19 protein-coding genes are annotated in these 16500 nt (G+C 41.0%); 7 read left to right on the top strand and 12 right to left on the bottom strand.

Annotated elements, in window-relative coordinates; all coding sequences use genetic code 11:
* The first annotated feature begins 7 nt into the window (after positions 1–7).
* From BIZ38_RS11930 to ccoG, 3 genes are all read left to right on the top strand, one after another.
* Positions 8–565, top strand: a complete 558-nt coding sequence (locus BIZ38_RS11930) for a DUF1439 domain-containing protein (RefSeq protein WP_054552901.1) — start codon at positions 8–10, stop codon at positions 563–565.
* 111 nt (positions 566–676) lie between these two features.
* A complete protein-coding gene (locus BIZ38_RS11925) occupies positions 677–2083 on the top strand; it encodes a sigma-54 interaction domain-containing protein (RefSeq protein WP_138618840.1) in 1407 nt (468 codons plus the stop codon).
* A 151-nt stretch (positions 2084–2234) separates the two neighbouring features.
* Complete coding sequence (gene ccoG / locus BIZ38_RS11920) at positions 2235–3617, top strand: cytochrome c oxidase accessory protein CcoG (RefSeq protein WP_187490345.1); 1383 nt, start codon at positions 2235–2237, stop codon at positions 3615–3617.
* Positions 3618–3654: 37 nt separating this feature from the next.
* Here the strand turns inward: ccoG and BIZ38_RS11915 are convergent, their stop codons facing one another.
* The 3 genes from BIZ38_RS11915 to BIZ38_RS11905 all read right to left on the bottom strand — a co-directional run bounded on the left by BIZ38_RS11915 (position 3655) and on the right by BIZ38_RS11905 (position 5816).
* A complete protein-coding gene (locus tag BIZ38_RS11915; protein WP_054552903.1) occupies positions 3655–4071 on the bottom strand; it encodes a hypothetical protein in 417 nt (138 codons plus the stop codon).
* A gap of 185 nt (positions 4072–4256) precedes the next feature.
* Entirely contained in the window at positions 4257–5162 is a 906-nt protein-coding gene (locus BIZ38_RS11910) for a M14 family metallocarboxypeptidase (RefSeq protein ID WP_187490344.1), read from the bottom strand.
* Between the two features lie 63 nt (positions 5163–5225).
* Positions 5226–5816 (bottom strand): hypothetical protein, encoded by a 591-nt coding sequence (locus BIZ38_RS11905; RefSeq protein ID WP_187490343.1) that lies wholly within the window; start codon positions 5814–5816, stop codon positions 5226–5228.
* Between the two features lie 152 nt (positions 5817–5968).
* Between BIZ38_RS11905 and BIZ38_RS11900 the strand changes: the two genes are divergently transcribed.
* On the top strand, positions 5969–7006 hold the full coding sequence (locus BIZ38_RS11900) for an AI-2E family transporter (protein ID WP_054553083.1): 1038 nt from the start codon (positions 5969–5971) through the stop codon (positions 7004–7006).
* 210 nt (positions 7007–7216) lie between these two features.
* Here BIZ38_RS11900 and BIZ38_RS11895 read toward each other — a convergent pair whose 3' ends face one another.
* The 5 genes from BIZ38_RS11895 to BIZ38_RS11875 all read right to left on the bottom strand — a co-directional run bounded on the left by BIZ38_RS11895 (position 7217) and on the right by BIZ38_RS11875 (position 10330).
* Entirely contained in the window at positions 7217–7633 is a 417-nt protein-coding gene (locus BIZ38_RS11895; protein WP_187490342.1) for a hypothetical protein, read from the bottom strand.
* Complete coding sequence (locus tag BIZ38_RS11890) at positions 7620–8957, bottom strand: ATP-binding protein (protein WP_054552906.1); 1338 nt, start codon at positions 8955–8957, stop codon at positions 7620–7622. Before BIZ38_RS11890 ends, BIZ38_RS11895 begins: the two co-directional genes overlap by 14 nt.
* Positions 8951–9625: a response regulator transcription factor gene (locus BIZ38_RS11885; RefSeq protein ID WP_054552907.1), complete on the bottom strand. Its 675-nt coding sequence runs from the start codon at positions 9623–9625 to the stop codon at positions 8951–8953. The genes BIZ38_RS11890 and BIZ38_RS11885 overlap by 7 nt, the downstream gene beginning before the upstream one ends.
* 2 nt (positions 9626–9627) lie before the next feature.
* Positions 9628–9879: a PepSY domain-containing protein gene (locus BIZ38_RS11880; RefSeq protein WP_054552908.1), complete on the bottom strand. Its 252-nt coding sequence runs from the start codon at positions 9877–9879 to the stop codon at positions 9628–9630.
* 151 nt (positions 9880–10030) lie between these two features.
* Positions 10031–10330: a YciI family protein gene (locus tag BIZ38_RS11875; protein WP_054552909.1), complete on the bottom strand. Its 300-nt coding sequence runs from the start codon at positions 10328–10330 to the stop codon at positions 10031–10033.
* 176 nt (positions 10331–10506) lie between these two features.
* Here BIZ38_RS11875 and BIZ38_RS11870 point away from each other — a divergent pair, with 176 nt between their 5' ends.
* Positions 10507–11931, top strand: a complete 1425-nt coding sequence (locus BIZ38_RS11870) for a sodium-dependent transporter (RefSeq protein ID WP_054552910.1) — start codon at positions 10507–10509, stop codon at positions 11929–11931.
* Positions 11932–11986: 55 nt separating this feature from the next.
* Here BIZ38_RS11870 and BIZ38_RS11865 read toward each other — a convergent pair whose 3' ends face one another.
* On the bottom strand, positions 11987–12625 hold the full coding sequence (locus BIZ38_RS11865) for a type II CAAX prenyl endopeptidase Rce1 family protein (protein WP_187490341.1): 639 nt from the start codon (positions 12623–12625) through the stop codon (positions 11987–11989).
* A 58-nt stretch (positions 12626–12683) separates the two neighbouring features.
* Entirely contained in the window at positions 12684–13271 is a 588-nt protein-coding gene (locus tag BIZ38_RS11860) for an inner membrane-spanning protein YciB (RefSeq protein WP_054552912.1), read from the bottom strand.
* Between the two features lie 194 nt (positions 13272–13465).
* Here BIZ38_RS11860 and BIZ38_RS11855 point away from each other — a divergent pair, with 194 nt between their 5' ends.
* Positions 13466–13735, top strand: a complete 270-nt coding sequence (locus BIZ38_RS11855; protein WP_138602350.1) for an HU family DNA-binding protein — start codon at positions 13466–13468, stop codon at positions 13733–13735.
* A gap of 137 nt (positions 13736–13872) precedes the next feature.
* On the top strand, positions 13873–14445 hold the full coding sequence (locus BIZ38_RS11850; protein WP_054552914.1) for a type 1 glutamine amidotransferase domain-containing protein: 573 nt from the start codon (positions 13873–13875) through the stop codon (positions 14443–14445).
* 61 nt (positions 14446–14506) lie between these two features.
* On the opposite strand, the gene trpA is transcribed toward BIZ38_RS11850, so the two are convergent.
* Positions 14507–15319 (bottom strand): tryptophan synthase subunit alpha, encoded by an 813-nt coding sequence (gene trpA / locus BIZ38_RS11845; RefSeq protein ID WP_187490340.1) that lies wholly within the window; start codon positions 15317–15319, stop codon positions 14507–14509.
* Positions 15316–16500, bottom strand: coding sequence for a tryptophan synthase subunit beta (gene trpB / locus BIZ38_RS11840; RefSeq protein WP_138619900.1), 1185 nt, complete (start codon positions 16498–16500; stop codon positions 15316–15318). Before trpB ends, trpA begins: the two co-directional genes overlap by 4 nt.

Below are 16500 nucleotides of genomic sequence, written 5' to 3'. Positions count from 1 at the left end.
GAAAACAATGAGAATTTTATTACTACTTACCTGTTTATTTTTAGGGGCATGTAAAACGACAGATCAAGGGATGTCTGTTTACTCGTTTACCAATTCTGAAATTGAAGCAGCCCTTGCTAATCAATTACCAAAACTAAGTGAACAGATTAAGCTGATGGGCTTACCAGTTGATTTTGCGGTAAACGACCTGAGTGTCAATGTTGGCCCAGATAAACGTGATGTGGTGGTTTTAGGTGCCGATTCTAGTGCTGTCATCAAAGCGTTTGCGCTTAAGTATCCAGTACGCTTAAAGCTACAAATTGAAGGTAGCCCATTTTATGACAGCGAGAAAAAAGCGGTCTTTTTACGTAATGTAAAACTGGTTGATACAACAATCGACACCGCGGGTTTCAAGGGCAGCTTAAACTTATTAGACGACGAAGCAATGCAAGTGATTAACGGCTTTCTAGCGGTTAACCCTGTCTATAAGTTAAATATGAACGACCCTAAAGTTGCACTATTGAGCAAATTACCATTAGATATGAAAGTATCTCAGGGCGAAATTATCTTAGTGCCTACACTGTAAACCTATAAGATATATTAAAGCGGCTTCTAGTCGCTTTTTTTATGATTGCTTGTTAAGCATGTTCAACCTTGTCATAATCGGTCGTGATATTTCGCGAATTGAGTGATTACTATGATCAAGGAATTTTTAAACGACCCCACGTTATTGCTAAACGCCGTTGGCGAGGGAATTTATGGCTTCGATTTATCGGGTAATGCGGTTTTTGTAAACCCTGCCGCTGAGCGCATGACAGGCTGGAAAGCAGACGAACTCCTTGGTAAAAAAATACATCAATATCATCACCATACTCGTAAAGATGGCTCGCCATATCCTGCAGATGAATGCCAAATATATTGCACCATGTTCGATGGCAAACACCGTCATGTAAACGATGAAGTATTCTGGCGTAAAGATGGAAGCTATTTTGCTGTTGAATATACATCAACACCAGTGTACAAAAACGGTGCACTGATTGGGGCAGTCGCGATTTTTCGCGATGTATCCAAACAACAGCAAACAGAAGCGGCGTTGCGTGATGCCTTAGCACAAGTTCAGCACCTATCTGAGCAGCTTCAAGCAGAAAATGCTTACCTTATTTCAGAGTTAAATGAAGATTGGCAAGATTCTGGTTTAGTTGGGCAAAGTCATTCATTTCAAAGTATGCTCGAGCAAATTACCTTGGTAAGCCAAACCAATAGTACGGTTTTGATTTTAGGTGAAAACGGCACGGGTAAAGAGCTGGTGGCACGAAACCTTCACCGCTTGAGCAATCGTGCTGAGCAACCTTTCATAAAAGTAAACTGCGCGGCGTTTTCCGCCAACTTAATTGAATCTGAGTTATTTGGTCATGAGAAAGGGGCGTTTACTGGCGCTAATGAACGCAGAAAAGGGCGTTTTGAACTGGCTGATAAAGGCACTTTATTTTTAGATGAAGTGGCAGAGCTGCCATTAGAGGCGCAAAGTAAATTACTGCGGGTACTACAAGAGCAAGAGTTTGAGCGTGTCGGTGGTAGTCAAACTTTAAAAGTCGATATCCGAGTGTTAGCTGCAACAAATCGTAACTTGTGGCAAATGGTTGAGCAGGGCAGCTTTCGAATGGACTTGTATTATCGCTTAAATGTGTTTCCCATTCGTGTGCCTGCACTTCGTGAACGCAAGGAAGATATTCCACTACTTGCTGCAAATATTATTACGCAGCTGAATAAGCGCTTAGGTAAACAGTTAAAAGGGCTTAGCAAAGCAACACTCACCAAACTGGCGAATTATGATTGGCCAGGCAATATTCGTGAGCTACAAAATATCCTTGAGCGTGAAGCTATTTTGTCTAAGCAAGCTGTGTTAAAGCTGTCTGCACCTTTGAGTAACGAGCAATCAAATGAGCAGGTGGTTTCTCTTGATGCGGTGCAAAAGCAGCATATTTGTGAGGTGCTAAAGCGCTGTAACGGGCAAATATCAGGTGAAAATGGTGCTGCAACCTTGCTGGGACTGCCTGAAAGTACCCTTAGATCAAAGATGAAAAAGCTAGCGATAAAGCGTTAGCTCGTGATATATCGCGATCATTCGCGATATATCGTGCTTTTGAGCGTTCAAATATAAATTTAATCATTTAATATCAATAACTTATTTTTAATTTTTCTTGGCCTGATTTTTGCTCTGTCAGGTTATTACCGACACAAAAGTAAGTAGCAAAATGAAATTTGATATTAAAGAGCAAGACTTAATCATCAAGCCCTACAACCAAGAAGGGCCAATTTATATTCGTGAGCAAAAGGGGTATTTCCAACGTATCCGCCGTTACTTAGGCTGGGTGCTGATGCTGACGTTCATCGCCATTCCGTGGATCCCCTATGATGGCCGCCAAGCCGTATTACTCGATGTAGCCAGCCAAAAATTTACCCTGTTTGGTTTAACGCTGTTACCACAAGATTTTATGATCTTAGCTATGTTATTTATGACGGGGGCGTTTGCATTGTTTTTCGTCACTAATTGGTTAGGGCGTGTTTGGTGTGGTTACACTTGTCCTCAAACAATTTGGATGCTGATGTTTACTTGGATCGAACACAAAGTTGAAGGTAACCGTAATCAGCGTATTAAACTTGATAAAGCTGAATGGTCAGTGAGTAAATGGCAAAAGAAAATTACTAAGCATGCAGCTTGGCTGGTGATCTCATTGATTACATCTATGTCATTTATGGCTTATTTCATCCCCGCTAAGTCTCTATACATGAGCTTATTTACCCTAGAAATGTCTGGTATCGTCAGCTTTTGGGTATTCTTGTTCGCGTTTTGTACCTATGGTAATGCGGGATTCTTACGTGAAAAAATGTGTACAGTGGCGTGCCCATATTCGCGTTTTCAATCAGTGATGTTTGATAAAGACACGTTAGTTGTTACCTATGATCAAGCGCGAGGGGAGTCTCGTGGTGCGCGTAAGCGTAAAGCCGACCCTAAAGAATTAGGCTTAGGTGACTGCGTAGACTGTAACCTATGTGTCGAAGTATGTCCGGCGGGTATCGATATTCGTAATGGCTTGCAGTATGAATGCATAAACTGTGGCTTATGTATCGATGCATGTGATAGCACTATGGAAAAGTTCAACTATCAAAAAGGACTGATCAAATACGCCTCAGAAAAACAAATGGAAGGCAAAACGACCAACCCATTTAGGTTAAAACTGCTTGGCTATGGTGGTTTAACGGCGCTGTTTGTCGTGGGCATGGTTGTGTGGATGGCAATGCGAACACCTATTGAGGCCTCTGTCATTCGTGACCGTAATTCCCTGTATCGTGTTAATTTTGAAGGTTTAGTAGAAAACCCATATACCTTATCAATTATCAACAAAACACAGCATAGCTTGAGCTATTCAATCGGTATAAGTGGTATTGCAGAAGCAAGCTTACAGGTGCCTGAAAAGATAACTGTTGAAGCAGGTCAGATGAAACGTGTGCCTGTCACTGTGGTTGCTGATGGCTACGAGTTAAAGTCAAAAGTAACGCCTATTAGTTTTCACATTCAAGCATTAGAAGATGCTGATATCGCAATAACTAAAGAAACTAAGTTTTACCGAGATTAACCTCAATCACGGCTCTAGAAACGAAAATGGCTTGTTTTTAACAAGCCATTTCTGCAAATTCGAGCTGCTTTAGCACATAAGCTTTAGCGCTGTCTAAATCATCAAATAAACAGTCCATTATTTGAATTGGAGATTGTGCTTGTGCAATGATGCGTTTCATTTGATTAAGCACAATAGACGAGCTAAACATATAAGCGGTTGCTATACAGTTAGTGCCTTGCAGGGCACGGAATAATTGAGTAAAACCACGTTCTGCATCAGGGGTGGTAGCAAGTAAATGGGTAGAATGACTAATATACGCCCACGGCTTTCCAGCGAAAGCAGTAATATGCTTTTTTAAATTGATTGCAAAGTCATTGACTAAACGAGCGTTAATATTGCCAGAAAACTGCCCAATAACAATTGGACCTTCAGTAATAATCCTGACACTGCCATAGTGATTCTTAAATTCCAATTTGCTTCCTTTTGAACTTAAAAAGAGCGCGAATTTTATACAATTCTATGTATGTGTCTAGTTATTTAGTATACAAATTTCAAAAAACATAACTTTTTCATTAATTTTATTTTTATGTGAATCCTATCTAATTATTTTGCATTGGAGTGAATAAATAATCCACTCCCTTTTTAAAGTATAGCTAACTATTTGTTAACAATATAATTTAGAGCACCGCTAATTGAGGCTACTTGTGCATCAATACAAATGTCATCATTTGCTTGTGGACTATCAGGGTAAACCTCTGTTGTTGTGACATATTCTGCATCGGTTAAGCCCATACATAACCCCAGTTTTTTCGCTTGGTAGTTAATTACACCAAATTGAGTTTGTGGTACGCCAATCAATTGGTTATTCTCATCACTTGGTGCGATGTGGGTTACTTTCTCAACTGATTTTATAATCGCTGTTTGAAATGCATCATGCGGACGCTCACTATCAGCGACAAGATAAAAGCCATCTGGGATATTCCAGTTATCGTGGGTCGTTGCATCACGTGCTGCTAGAGCAGGGCGAAACTCACTATTATCAGTGTCTGTCGTTTCATGTAGGTCAATATGCACATAAGGTGCAATAGTGTTATCTGCTAAATATTGCATAATTGCTGCAGACTCTTCAGCGGGGCTATCTGCATAGAAAGAGCGATTTGGATCCGTGGCATTTGGATTCCAGCGGTTAATCGTTTCATATCCCCAAGGGCTGATACACGGAGCCACTAAAATATTAAAATCAGCAAAGTAGTCTTTGGCACTTCTCTTAGCAAACGCTAAAGCACCATGCACGCCACTTGTTTCATAACCATGAACACCACCGGTAACCAGCACAACAGGTTTATCAGCTTGCCATTGTTTGCTCTTTAAAATGTAAAGAGGGTATTTGTCGCTGTCGTAACTTAATGCGCCATATTGCTCAATATTGAAATCGCTTGTTAAAGAGTCTAGTTGCGATACAACATCATCTAAATAGCTACGCTTTACTGACTGTAATTCAAACCATGCTTTCTTATCTTCTTTGTTCCACGGCTTACCAGGGGTTCCTATAGGGTAACTCATAAAATACCTTGTTGTGACTTGCTGCAAAACGCCAAGCTTATCTAAGCTGTTAAGCTGCTGCAACTAGATAAGCTCAGTAGTAAAGTTACCTTGCTCGTACAGCTTTGCATGATGGTGCTTATGGGTCTCAAATAAGTAATTACGAAGTGCATCTTCACCTTGGCACACTTTCACTATTTTTCCGGCAATTCCTTTGCTGGTCGTTCTTATTGGCTTTACGCTAAGAATAACCTGTTCTTCACTCGGTAAATTAAATGCCAACAGTATTTCTTTATTGAGAATAGGAGTTTGACGCTTTGGCTTGAGTAACACGCCTGTGCTTGATAAAGACAATATTTGAAATTGTTCGGTGTGTATTTCGAGATCAGGCGTACGCCAGCTGCGCTCAATGCCTTTGGTGTCTATTACTTCTGGTGCGCTAAGTACAGGGATCAGCTGACCATTCTCGTCCTTGGTAAATTCAAGCGGAAACCACAATTGATAAATCCCCACTTCAGCAAGCAGTGTCAGTTTGGCATTGGTAAGTAAGCCGTTTAATTTATCAGGCAAATTGAGCCTAACAGACATTTTTGTATCGGTTGGATCGCTATCAGTCCGTTCAGCCTCGAATAAATGGTTGAAAAAAGAGAGTTCTTGTTCGGATAAATGTGCCATATAAAGCTCCTTTTAAAGCACGCTTACTTATATGTATCATAAATTGTTCAAATTATGCACGTATAATGAGCATTAATTGTGCCAGCTGCTTTGTGATTTCTTTTGCGGCGTATTTCACTTACACTGATAAAAAAACTAACAAGGATTTTATTTTGTCGAGCCTGACTGGTGTAAATAAAAGTTTAGTGATATTTGCTGCTTTAGTCGTTGTTTTAGCGGGTATTAAAGCCGCAAGTGTGATTGTTATCCCATTTGTATTGGCAGCCTTTATTGCCATTATTTGTAATCCCTTAATTCGTTTCTTTGCTAAATACGGTATTCCTAAAGGGATTGCCGTTGTATTTGTGATGTTGATGATTGTCGGTGTAGGGATAAGCCTTGCCGGGTTGGTTGGGCAATCGATGACCGATTTTTCTGAAAAGCTGCCTGAGTACAAAGCACAACTAAAAGAAGAATTTGTCTGGGTGGTTAATGTTGCAGCGAGTTATAACATCCTGATTGATAAAGAACAGATTATTTCTTTATTCGATCCGGGCAAAATGATTGATGTTGCAACCAACATGCTCACAGGCCTCGGTGGCGTGATGGCGAATCTGTTTTTGATCATCCTAACCGTGGTATTCATGTTATTTGAAGGGCCTATGCTGAGCAAAAAAGTGCATTTAGCACTGGACGATCCTGAAATGAAAATGCAGCAGGTTGATCGCTTTTTAGATTCAATTAATTCTTATCTGGCTATTAAAACGCTGGTTAGCTTAGGCACAGGTATGCTTGCAGGCTTTATGCTGTGGGCACTTGATGTTGATTACTTTGTACTTTGGGGTGTAGTGGCGTTCATGCTTAATTACATTCCAAACATAGGCTCTATCATTGCTGCCGTGCCTCCTGTGTTACTTGCTTTGATAACTCAAGGCCCACTGGTTGCAGGGTTTATTGCTGGCGGATATTTGGTTATTAACACCGTCATGGGTAACATTGTTGAACCGCGCTTTATGGGTAAAGGGTTGGGTTTATCGACGCTGGTGGTGTTTTTATCGTTAATATTCTGGGGCTGGCTGATGGGGACCGTGGGCATGTTGTTGTCAGTCCCATTAACCATGATAGTTAAAATAGCTTTAGAGACTAGTCAAGAAGGGCGATGGTTAGCTACCTTGCTTGGCAATGGCGAAGAGCTAAAACTTGAAGAGTAATACCAATCCGCAATAATACTTAATCATTTTGAGGGATTAAACCTGTCGCTATCTGCGTTAAAAATTTCTGATTTAGAACAACTAAATAACGAAATTTTTGCCTTGCTATCAACGAGGTTTTCTTGCCTCAAAATAGACCACTTAATTAAGCGAATTGGTATAAAAAGGCGCTTAAGCGCCTTTTTGTCTATGAAAATCTGTGAGTTGCTATTACTTTAGAGGTCGCTGTAAAACCTGCACATGGTTTTTTAGGATCTCAATTTCACATTGCTTGTAGGCAATAGCGGCTTTCGTACTATTTGGCATTTTTTGTAGGTAACGCCAACGACAGCTGTCTTCTAAATAACGCTCTTGGTTCTTGATGCTGCGATTAAAAATCGGTAGCAATTGGCTGTTACCGCTATCCTCTTTGATTTTCTCAAGATCCATAGTGAGCTTATTAATCCACATCTTTTGGTCACGCTGCAGATCGGCGATAACTTGATCAAGACATTGAATATAGCGTTTGGTGTCATCGGTTTTATTGCTAGCAAGCTCACACGTTTGCTCTGCTTGAGCATGCGATGCACTCGCAATTAAAGCTAGAAAGCTGCCCTTAACGAGTATTGATGTTTTATTTTTTATCATGGTAATTAAACTCTAATATAAACTCAGCACCGGCTAGTTTCTCTGCATCTTTAATGGTTAAGGTGCCATTATACGAGTTGACTAAATCCGACACGATAGCCATGCCGACACCGTGGCCACTTTCATAGGTATCGAGTCTGGTACCGCGAGTCAGTAATGATTCACGCTTGTGCTCAGGGACACCTGGGCCATCATCACTTATACTGAGGGTTAACTTTTTGTTCTGCTTAACCTTTATATCGACCTGTGAACGGCAAGCTTTACAGGCATTATCGATTAAATTACCAAGTAGTTCCATCAAATCTGTTTTATCACCCAAGAAATAGTCTTTTTCACTAACCTCTGAGGTAAATATAATATCTTTGTCGCGATAAACCTTGCTCATCGCGCTTATAATTGAGTCAATAACAGGCTTGATATGAGTTTGTTTCTTCCATGTGTCAGACGCACCTGTTGCAGCGCGCTTTAACTGGTGTTCGATCATCACATTAATTCGGTCTAGCTGCTCTTGTGCATCCGCATCATTGGCTAAAGGGCTTGATTTAAGCACTGCCAAAGGCGTTTTTAATGCATGAGCAAGGTCGCTCAACGAAGCACGGTAACGCTCTTTTTGGCGTTGCTGCGATTCAAGCAATAAGTTTAAATCGGCTTTAATAGTTTGTAGTTCAACCGGGTAAAGACCTTTAATTTGTTGGTTATCACCCGACTCAATGGCTTTAATTTCTTTATCGAGTCGTTGCAGTGGTCTTGCACTCCAAACAAAACCAATCGCCATGAGTGCAGCAATGGACACTCCCATGACATACATCCAATTTACGAGTGTCTGTTTAAAGCCATCCATCAACCTCAGTAGGGCATCATTGCGCTTTAATAGAATAAAACGTGCATGCTCAGATTGATCAATGTTTTCTAAAATAACTGTAAGGGTTAATTGCCAATACACGGTATTGTTGTATTCAACCCGACGAAAATCCGCAGAGCCAGCCGGGGCTTCAAAGTTATCAGGAATAAAGTTGATATTAGTAGCCGATTCAGAATACCAAACTGGTAAGTCACCGCGATAAACCATCGCGTAGGTATCTGAGTTTAATCGATTTAGCTCTGGTGTTAAGATGGTGCTTGGCATAACAATGCCACGTTCAGTGAAATCAACTTCAGAAATTAATGAATATAAGTGAGCTTCGAGGGTTTTTTCGGTCGCTTCGACCAAAGAGGCGTAGTAAGCCTTACCAATTGAGAAAAACAGAATTGGTAGGGCGACTAATAAAACAAAGACAAGGATAAATCCTTGCCTTACTTTAAGCGGTATTTGCGATGCTACCACTGACTTTTAAGCCTATAACCACGGCCGCGTAATGTTTCTACTGGGTTAAGGGTACCATCAGGGTCAAGCTTCTTACGTAAACGCAATACGAAAACTTCGATTACGTTTGAATCAAGGTCAAAGTCTTGGTCGTAAATGTGCTCAGTTAGTTCAGATTTAGAAATTACCTTTTGTGGATTAACCATTAGGTATTCTAAAACTTTGTATTCGTATGCCGTTAAGCTAAGTTCTTTATCGTTAACCCATACTTGCTGTGAGCGAGTATGAATTTTAATAGGGCCAGCTGTCATTTCTGGGTTTGCTTTACCGGCGCTACGGCGGATAAGCGCATTACAGCGGGCAATTAGCTCTTCAACGTGGAAAGGTTTAGTTAGGTAGTCATCTGCACCTGCATCTAAGCCTTCTACTTTATCTTGCCAACGGTCACGTGCCGTTAAAATCAAAATAGGAATGGTAATACCTTGTGCACGTGCTTTGGTAATTAGTTCAATACCATCAACTTTAGGTAAGCCTAAATCGACTACCGCCATATCTAGCGGGTATTCGGTAATATGGAATAAACCAGCTTCACCATCGTGACAAAGGTCAACGCTGTAACGCTCTTTTTCTAGGGCATTACGAAGGTTATCTGCTAAGTGTAAATCATCTTCAATTACTAAAATTCGCATTCTTAATCCTTTTTCACTTCGCCAGTCTTTTTGTTCACATGGACATCAACCACGTGGCCGTTCGTTTTTAAAATTCTTACGGTAAATACTTTATCTTGCTCTGTGATTTTTAGGGTTCGGCCGTCTTCAGACTTTTTGGCGATCGTCACAGCCTGCTTTTTAGTCACCTCTTGGGCTTGTTTCTTATTGGCATCAGCATGAAAGCTTGATAATGCAAATAAAAGACTAAAACTGAAGGCTAATAATATGCGCATGACGGGGAACTCCTAAACCAGACCCATTTAGTTTAATTAACCAATTAACTAAAATTCAAGTAATTACGTTAAATTCTGTAATTCAATAGCCAAATCTTAGTTAATAAGCCGTGAACAAACACTGAATTATTGGTTCAGTTAAGTTCAGAGGTTAACCAAATACTTTCTTAAATGGTTTTACGACTGAGTTGTCGTAAACACCCGCCGCAATATACGGATCGTTTGCTGCCCATTCACGTGCTGCTTCTAATGACTCAAACTCAGCAACCACTAATGAACCAGTAAAACCAGCGTCAGCTGGATCTTCACTGTCAATGGCTGGCAATGGGCCTGCCGTAAATAAACGGTTTTGATCGTCTAATTCTTGAAGGCGTGCTAAGTGAGCAGGACGTGCAGATTTGCGAGCTTCTAAACTATTTTCAACATCCGTTGAATAAATCATATACAGCATGGTGTGTTCTCAATGTTATTTTTAAAAAATAGTAGCATATTCTTAGCAATAGACGAGAGATTATTCGCGTAATAATCTTTACACAAACCCATATAACTTTAACTTATAAAGCTTGAAATACGCGGTGTAACACTGGTAGAGTCGCTGGGTTGAGAAAATAATAATAAGGTTTTTAAATGAGCGAAAAACGTGAGCATTTTAGCTCCCGCCTCGGTTTTATTTTAGCGGCAGCCGGTTCTGCTGTAGGTATCGGAAACTTAGTAGGTTTTCCTGTTTCAGCCACAAAAAACGGCGGTGGTGCTTTCCTTTTAGTCTATGCATTGTTTGTCATTTTTATCTGTTTGCCAGTGATGATGGCTGAAATGGCCATGGGTCGTAAAGCGCAAAAAGATCCACTAGGTTCATACAAATTTTTAGCGGGTAATGATCCAAAATGGAACTTTGCTGGCTTTTTAGCTGTATTAACGCCATTTATGATTGCTGTTTTTTACATGGTGATCACGGTATGGATTTTCGGTTATTTATCGCAAACCGCTTTTGGTAATCTAGATGCCTTGGCGCAGCCGGATAATTTTGGCACCTTTATCAATAGCTACACCGTGTTTGGTTATATGGCCGTGGTTGCCATCATCGTTAACTTGATTTTAGTGGGCGGTGTTAAAGAAGGTATTGAAAAAGCGGCTAAGTTTATGATGCCAGCTTTATTTGTACTACTCACCGCGTTGGTTGTATACGTACTAACTCTTGATAACGCAATGGCCGGTGTTAAGTACTATGTTGTTCCTGACTTTTCAAAAATGGATGCCAGCGTATTAAATGGTGCATTAGCTCAAGCGTTTTTCTCGTTGTCACTGGGTATGGGTATCTTAATGACCTATGCATCGTATATTTCTAAGAAAGATGACATTGTTGGTAGTGCAAAAATGGTTGCAGTCACTGACTCGATGGTGGCATTCATTGCTGGTCTAATGGTGCTTCCAGCTATTTTCAGTTTTAACCCAGATACTGACCCTAGTAATTTATCTGACTCGTCAGTATCGATGATTTTTGTTTACCTACCAAAAATTTTATTAGCGTTACAAGCTGATATTGGCTACGTGGGTGCATCAATTGTTGCGTTTGTATTCTTCTTACTTGTCTTTTTTGCTGCAATTACGTCACTTGTATCAATTGTAGAGGTGCCAACAGCGACTTTAAGCGACCGCAAAGGTATTAGCCGTAAAAAAGCACTGGCTATCTTAACTTTATCTACAGGTGTTTTAACTGTGCTGTGTACAATGTCATTTGGTATGGTTGACTCGCTTACAAAGTTTGTTAGCTATGGCGGTGCAGATAAGAGCTTATTTGATATTGTTTATGATGTGTTTTACGACACAATTTTACCGCTTAACGGTTTAATGGTGTGTTTATTCGTTATGTATCGTTGGAAAAAAGCAAACTTGTCGGCAGAGTTAAGCCAAGGCTGTGAAGGCTATATTGGCAGCTTCACAGAGAAGTATGTGAACTTCTCACTATCAACGTTTATCCCTGCCATTCTATTACTAATCTTTGTAAATACGGTGGCGACTAAGTTTTTTGCATTTAGTATTTTCGGATTTTAAAGACCAGTTCAATACTTAGCCGCGCACTTTGCGCGGCTTTTTTATGCCTATTAAATTAAAAGGCCCCCGCATCGAGCACATTACCCAAGCCAAGGGTAAACATCCAAAGTCCCCATAAGCTGTGTTCAATCACACACACGAAGGTTGAGCGGCTTTGCGCGTAAGTGTAAGAAAACAGCAGCCCACCTAAAAATGCTAGAAGCACGGCCAATACATTCGCATAGACAATATGCGCCAATGCAAACACTGATGCGCTAACAATAATACGCACTGTTTTACTTGGCATAATGCGTTTGTAGCGATGGAAAAAATAGGTTCTAAAAATAAGCTCTTGCGGCATCACCGATAAAATGGGGTAGAGCAATAACAACATTAGCCAATCGTTAAACGAGTTTCGTGGCAGTGAAAACCAGTTTTCTTGATTCATAATCCCGTAAAACATTCCAGAGAATAGCGCCCCTAAAAAGAAGAAACTAAATAAGCGACGTTTTACCGCACTAAATTGCCCAAGGCTTGTTAAACGAAAGCGTTTAAAATGGGGATCAGATAAAAGCAACATGCCGCACACGGCCATTAAAATAATAAGGGCAGGAATAAGCCAGTTAGCGAGGTAAGCACGAAGAAAGAAGCCTAATAGCGGCAGAGAAACAAATATGAGGGTAAATTCAAGCCAGCGGTATTGGTTAGCGTTCAATGTCGTCTCAGCGTGTTTTTTGTTTACGCTAACAAGCTAAGACGACAGATTTATGACATTAAGATTGCTTTGGATCTTTCTCTTCGTCATCTTCTGGTAAATATTTGAACAGGGTGATGATCGTTGCTAACACGCAAACAAAGGTAATACCCATTAAGCCAAACACTTTAAAGTTAACCCAAAAATCGAGCGAGAAGTTATAGGCAATGTAGATATTCAGCGCCGAGATACCAGCAGTCACTGCAACCCAAAACAGGTTAAGCTTATTCCATAGCGCTTCAGGTACGTTGATTTCTTGTTTACTCTCAGAGGCATTTTCTAAAATCGAGCTAAGTGCTTTTTTCACTAGGTTTTTGCCAAGAATATAGCGGCTTACTAACAAAGTAACACTGAAAATGGCATACACAATGGTGGCTTTCCATTTCACAAACTGCTCATCGTGGAACACTAAGGTGAGCGTACCCAGCACAACTGCAATGGCAAAAAACACCCAGTGACGGGTTGGCACTTTACCATCTTTAAAATAACAGTAAGCAACTTGAATTAAGGTGGTTAGCATCAGCAAGGCTGTTGCCCAATAAATATCAACTAACTTGAAAACCGCAAAAAACAGGATCAGCGGGATGTATTCAATAATCGCATGCATAAATTTACAAATGCTCTAATTTAAAAAGATACTGGGTTGTATCAAGTTATCGTGCAAGATACAAGGTTGACTTAGCAGCCCTGAAAGCTTAGCCTCCCGAGCCAATCTGGCCTAAACCTGCGTTTAGGTTGTTTTACCTTATCTTTTTCCGCTTAACCTCAGATGATTAAGCGGCGTATTTTGGAGCACTTTTTATGAATAAAGCCGAGTTAGTATCGCAAATGGCTGCCCACAGTGAATTAACAAAAAAAGACACTCAAGCTGCCTTAACCAGCATGTTAAATGCTATCGAAAAGTCTCTTTCTGAGGGCGATCAAGTGCAAATTAATGGCTTTGGTACGTTTGCTCTGAGTTATTACCCAGCACGCAAAGGACGCAACCCACAAACCGGTGAAGAAATTGAAATAGAAGGCGCTAACAAGCCAGTTTTTAAACCTGCTAAAGCACTCAAAGACGGTTTATAAGCAGGATTTGCAAAGCTGTTGTAGTATTTACAGAGCATAAATAGAACACCTGAAAATTTATTCAATATTTTCAATCTATTAAGTTTGGCATGTTGTATGCTGTTAATCATTTAGGTTTACCTAAATAAGGAGATAACATGTCAAATTTAAATAGCCAACTGAATGGTAAAAAGATTGCTATTCTTGCAACCAATGGTTTTGAGCAAAGCGAGCTATTGTCACCACGAAGCGCATTATTAGAAGCGGGTGCACTTGTCGAAGTTGTGTCACTTGAGCGTGGCGATATCACCGCATGGGATGAAAACCAATGGGGTGAGCGAGTCAGTGTTGACCGTGTAGTCAGCGAAGCAGACTCTGCAGAGTATGACGCGTTACTTCTGCCTGGTGGCTTATTCAACCCAGATACGTTACGTCAAGATAGCGAAGCAAAAGCCTTTGTTGATGGTTTTTTCAGTGCCGGTAAAAACAAGCCCATCGCCGCGATTTGCCACGGCCCATGGTTATTAGCCGAAATTAATAAACTACGTGATCGCAAAGTAACCTCATACCCAAGTATTAAAACTGATTTAATCAATGCAGGAGCTAATTGGGTTGATCAAGAGGTGTGTGTTGATGAGGGCATAGTTACAAGCCGAAGCCCAGCCGACTTAGAGGCCTTTAATCGAAAATTCATAGAAGAAATTAAAGAAGGCGAGCACCGCCATCATTAATCATAAATTGTTAAGTACAAAAAAGGGCCTTTATGGCCCTTTTTGAAGTAATAAAACAAACTTACTTTGTAGCTGCTTTCATATTGGCTACAAACTCTTTTAAACCAGTTAGCATTGCTGCTTGATCATCAAGGTTTGCCTCGATAATTTTAACAACCGCAGAGCCTGAAATCGCACCAGCGGCCCCTGACTCAAGTGCTGATTTAACATCTTCCGGTGTTGATACACCAAAGCCTAATAATGCCGGTGCAGCATGGTAATCTTTTAGTTTTTTAACTAATGAATCTGCTGGCATTTGTGCCTTGGTTTCTGTGCCTGTCACACCTGCGCGTGAAAGAAGGTATGTGTAACCGCGGCCATATGACGCACACTCTCGTAACGTGTCATCATCAGCATTCGGTGTAGCAATAAAAATTGGGTCAATACCATTTTTCATCGCTGTTTGGCGAAATAGCTTTGACTCATGTAGCGGCACGTCAGCCACTAAAATTGAATCGACACCGGCTTCTTTAGCATCTTGATAGAACTTCTCAATGCCACGCTTAAACACAAGATTTGAATACAATAACAGGCCAATTGGAATATCGGCATTGTACTGGCGCACTTGTTTAATGATATCAAAGCAATCTTGGGTATTGATGTTTTCATCAAGTGCACGAATGTTGGCCGCTTGGATCACCGGGCCATCTGCAATCGGATCTGAAAATGGAATACCTAGCTCAAGGGCATCGGCGCCGCCATCAATTAAACTTTTGATGATTTCTACGCTCAGTGCTTTATTAGGATCGCCAATCGTAACAAAGGGTACAAAAGCACCTTGGTTTGTTTCATTTAATGTGGCGAACAGTTGTCCGTAACGGTTAGTCTGGCTCATAGTGCGCCTCCTTCTGATAAAACACTGTGTACGTGAGCTAAATCTTTATCGCCTCGACCGCTTAGGTTAACCACTAAAATGGTGTCTTCGGTTTGTTGCTCGGCATATTTAAGGGCATATGCGAGGGCATGGCTTGATTCAAGCGCTGGAATAATCCCTTCGTTCTTAGCCAGTAGTTGGAATGCTTCAAGTGCTTCAGTATCGGTAATACCTACGTACTCTGCACGGCCAGTTTCATGTAAGTGCGCATGCTGAGGACCAACAGCTGGGTAATCAAGACCTGCTGATACAGAGTAAGACTCTTCAATTTGACCATCATCATCTTGCATAATGTATGTATAGGTACCGTGTAAGATACCTTTTGTGCCTTTACATAAGGTTGCACCATGCTGGTGGGTATCTAAGCCTTTACCAGCGGGTTCTACACCAATTAGTTTTACGCTTGGTTCATCAATAAAGTCTGTGAACATACCTATCGCGTTAGAGCCTCCACCCACGCAAGCAAGCACAGCATCCGGTAAGCGACCTTCAGCTTTTAGCACTTGTTGTTTTGCTTCTTCACCAATCATTTTTTGGAACTCACGCACCATGGTTGGGAATGGGTGAGGGCCTGCTGCAGTGCCTAGTAGATAGTGAGCATCTTTGTAATTTGCTGACCAGTCACGCAGGGCTTCGTTTACGGCATCTTTTAAGGTGCCAGAGCCCGCTGTGACAGGAATAACCTCTGCGCCCATTAATTTCATACGAAATACATTTGGTTGTTGACGTTCAACGTCTTTTGCACCCATGTAAATACGGCACTTTAAGCCAAGTAGGGCGCAGGCTAGGGCCGTTGCAACACCGTGTTGGCCGGCACCTGTTTCTGCAATCACTTCTTTTTTACCCATGCGTTTGGTAAGGAGTGCTTGGCCAAGTACTTGATTGGTTTTGTGTGCACCACCGTGCAGTAAATCTTCACGCTTTAAATACAGTTTTACCTTAGGATTTTTAACTAAGTTACGTGTCAGTGTTAATGGCGTAGGGCGACCTGCGTACTCATTTAATAGTTTTTCAAACTCAGCCTGAAAAGCTGGATCGTTTTGTGATTTATTAAACTCTGCTTCTAGTTGCTTGAGTGCTGGCACAAGCAGCTGTGGTACAAACATACCACCGAATTCACCGAAATAAGCTGGATTTTGCAT

Origin of the sequence: Pseudoalteromonas sp. BZK2, assembly GCF_014349195.1 — a bacterium.
GTDB lineage: Bacteria > Pseudomonadota > Gammaproteobacteria > Enterobacterales > Alteromonadaceae > Pseudoalteromonas > Pseudoalteromonas simplex.
Note: the sequence above shows the minus strand (reverse complement) of the source record. Positions and strands in the feature narration are given on the sequence as shown.

What these genes read in the sequence shown, in the direction of transcription:
- BIZ38_RS11885 (WP_054552907.1), bottom strand. Translation starts at nt 9,625, where the DNA reads ATGCGAATTTTAGTAATTGAAGATGATTTACACTTAGCAGATAACCTT.
- trpA (WP_187490340.1), bottom strand. Translation starts at nt 15,319, where the DNA reads ATGAGCCAGACTAACCGTTACGGACAACTGTTCGCCACATTAAATGAA.
- BIZ38_RS11895 (WP_187490342.1), bottom strand. Translation starts at nt 7,633, where the DNA reads ATGATAAAAAATAAAACATCAATACTCGTTAAGGGCAGCTTTCTAGCT.
- BIZ38_RS11850 (WP_054552914.1), top strand. Translation starts at nt 13,873, where the DNA reads ATGTCAAATTTAAATAGCCAACTGAATGGTAAAAAGATTGCTATTCTT.
- BIZ38_RS11910 (WP_187490344.1), bottom strand. Translation starts at nt 5,162, where the DNA reads ATGAGTTACCCTATAGGAACCCCTGGTAAGCCGTGGAACAAAGAAGAT.
- BIZ38_RS11905 (WP_187490343.1), bottom strand. Translation starts at nt 5,816, where the DNA reads ATGGCACATTTATCCGAACAAGAACTCTCTTTTTTCAACCATTTATTC.
- BIZ38_RS11880 (WP_054552908.1), bottom strand. Translation starts at nt 9,879, where the DNA reads ATGCGCATATTATTAGCCTTCAGTTTTAGTCTTTTATTTGCATTATCA.
- BIZ38_RS11875 (WP_054552909.1), bottom strand. Translation starts at nt 10,330, where the DNA reads ATGCTGTATATGATTTATTCAACGGATGTTGAAAATAGTTTAGAAGCT.
- BIZ38_RS11930 (WP_054552901.1), top strand. Translation starts at nt 8, where the DNA reads ATGAGAATTTTATTACTACTTACCTGTTTATTTTTAGGGGCATGTAAA.
- BIZ38_RS11855 (WP_138602350.1), top strand. Translation starts at nt 13,466, where the DNA reads ATGAATAAAGCCGAGTTAGTATCGCAAATGGCTGCCCACAGTGAATTA.
- trpB (WP_138619900.1), bottom strand. Translation starts at nt 16,500, where the DNA reads ATGCAAAATCCAGCTTATTTCGGTGAATTCGGTGGTATGTTTGTACCA.
- BIZ38_RS11860 (WP_054552912.1), bottom strand. Translation starts at nt 13,271, where the DNA reads ATGCATGCGATTATTGAATACATCCCGCTGATCCTGTTTTTTGCGGTT.
- BIZ38_RS11870 (WP_054552910.1), top strand. Translation starts at nt 10,507, where the DNA reads ATGAGCGAAAAACGTGAGCATTTTAGCTCCCGCCTCGGTTTTATTTTA.
- ccoG (WP_187490345.1), top strand. Translation starts at nt 2,235, where the DNA reads ATGAAATTTGATATTAAAGAGCAAGACTTAATCATCAAGCCCTACAAC.
- BIZ38_RS11925 (WP_138618840.1), top strand. Translation starts at nt 677, where the DNA reads ATGATCAAGGAATTTTTAAACGACCCCACGTTATTGCTAAACGCCGTT.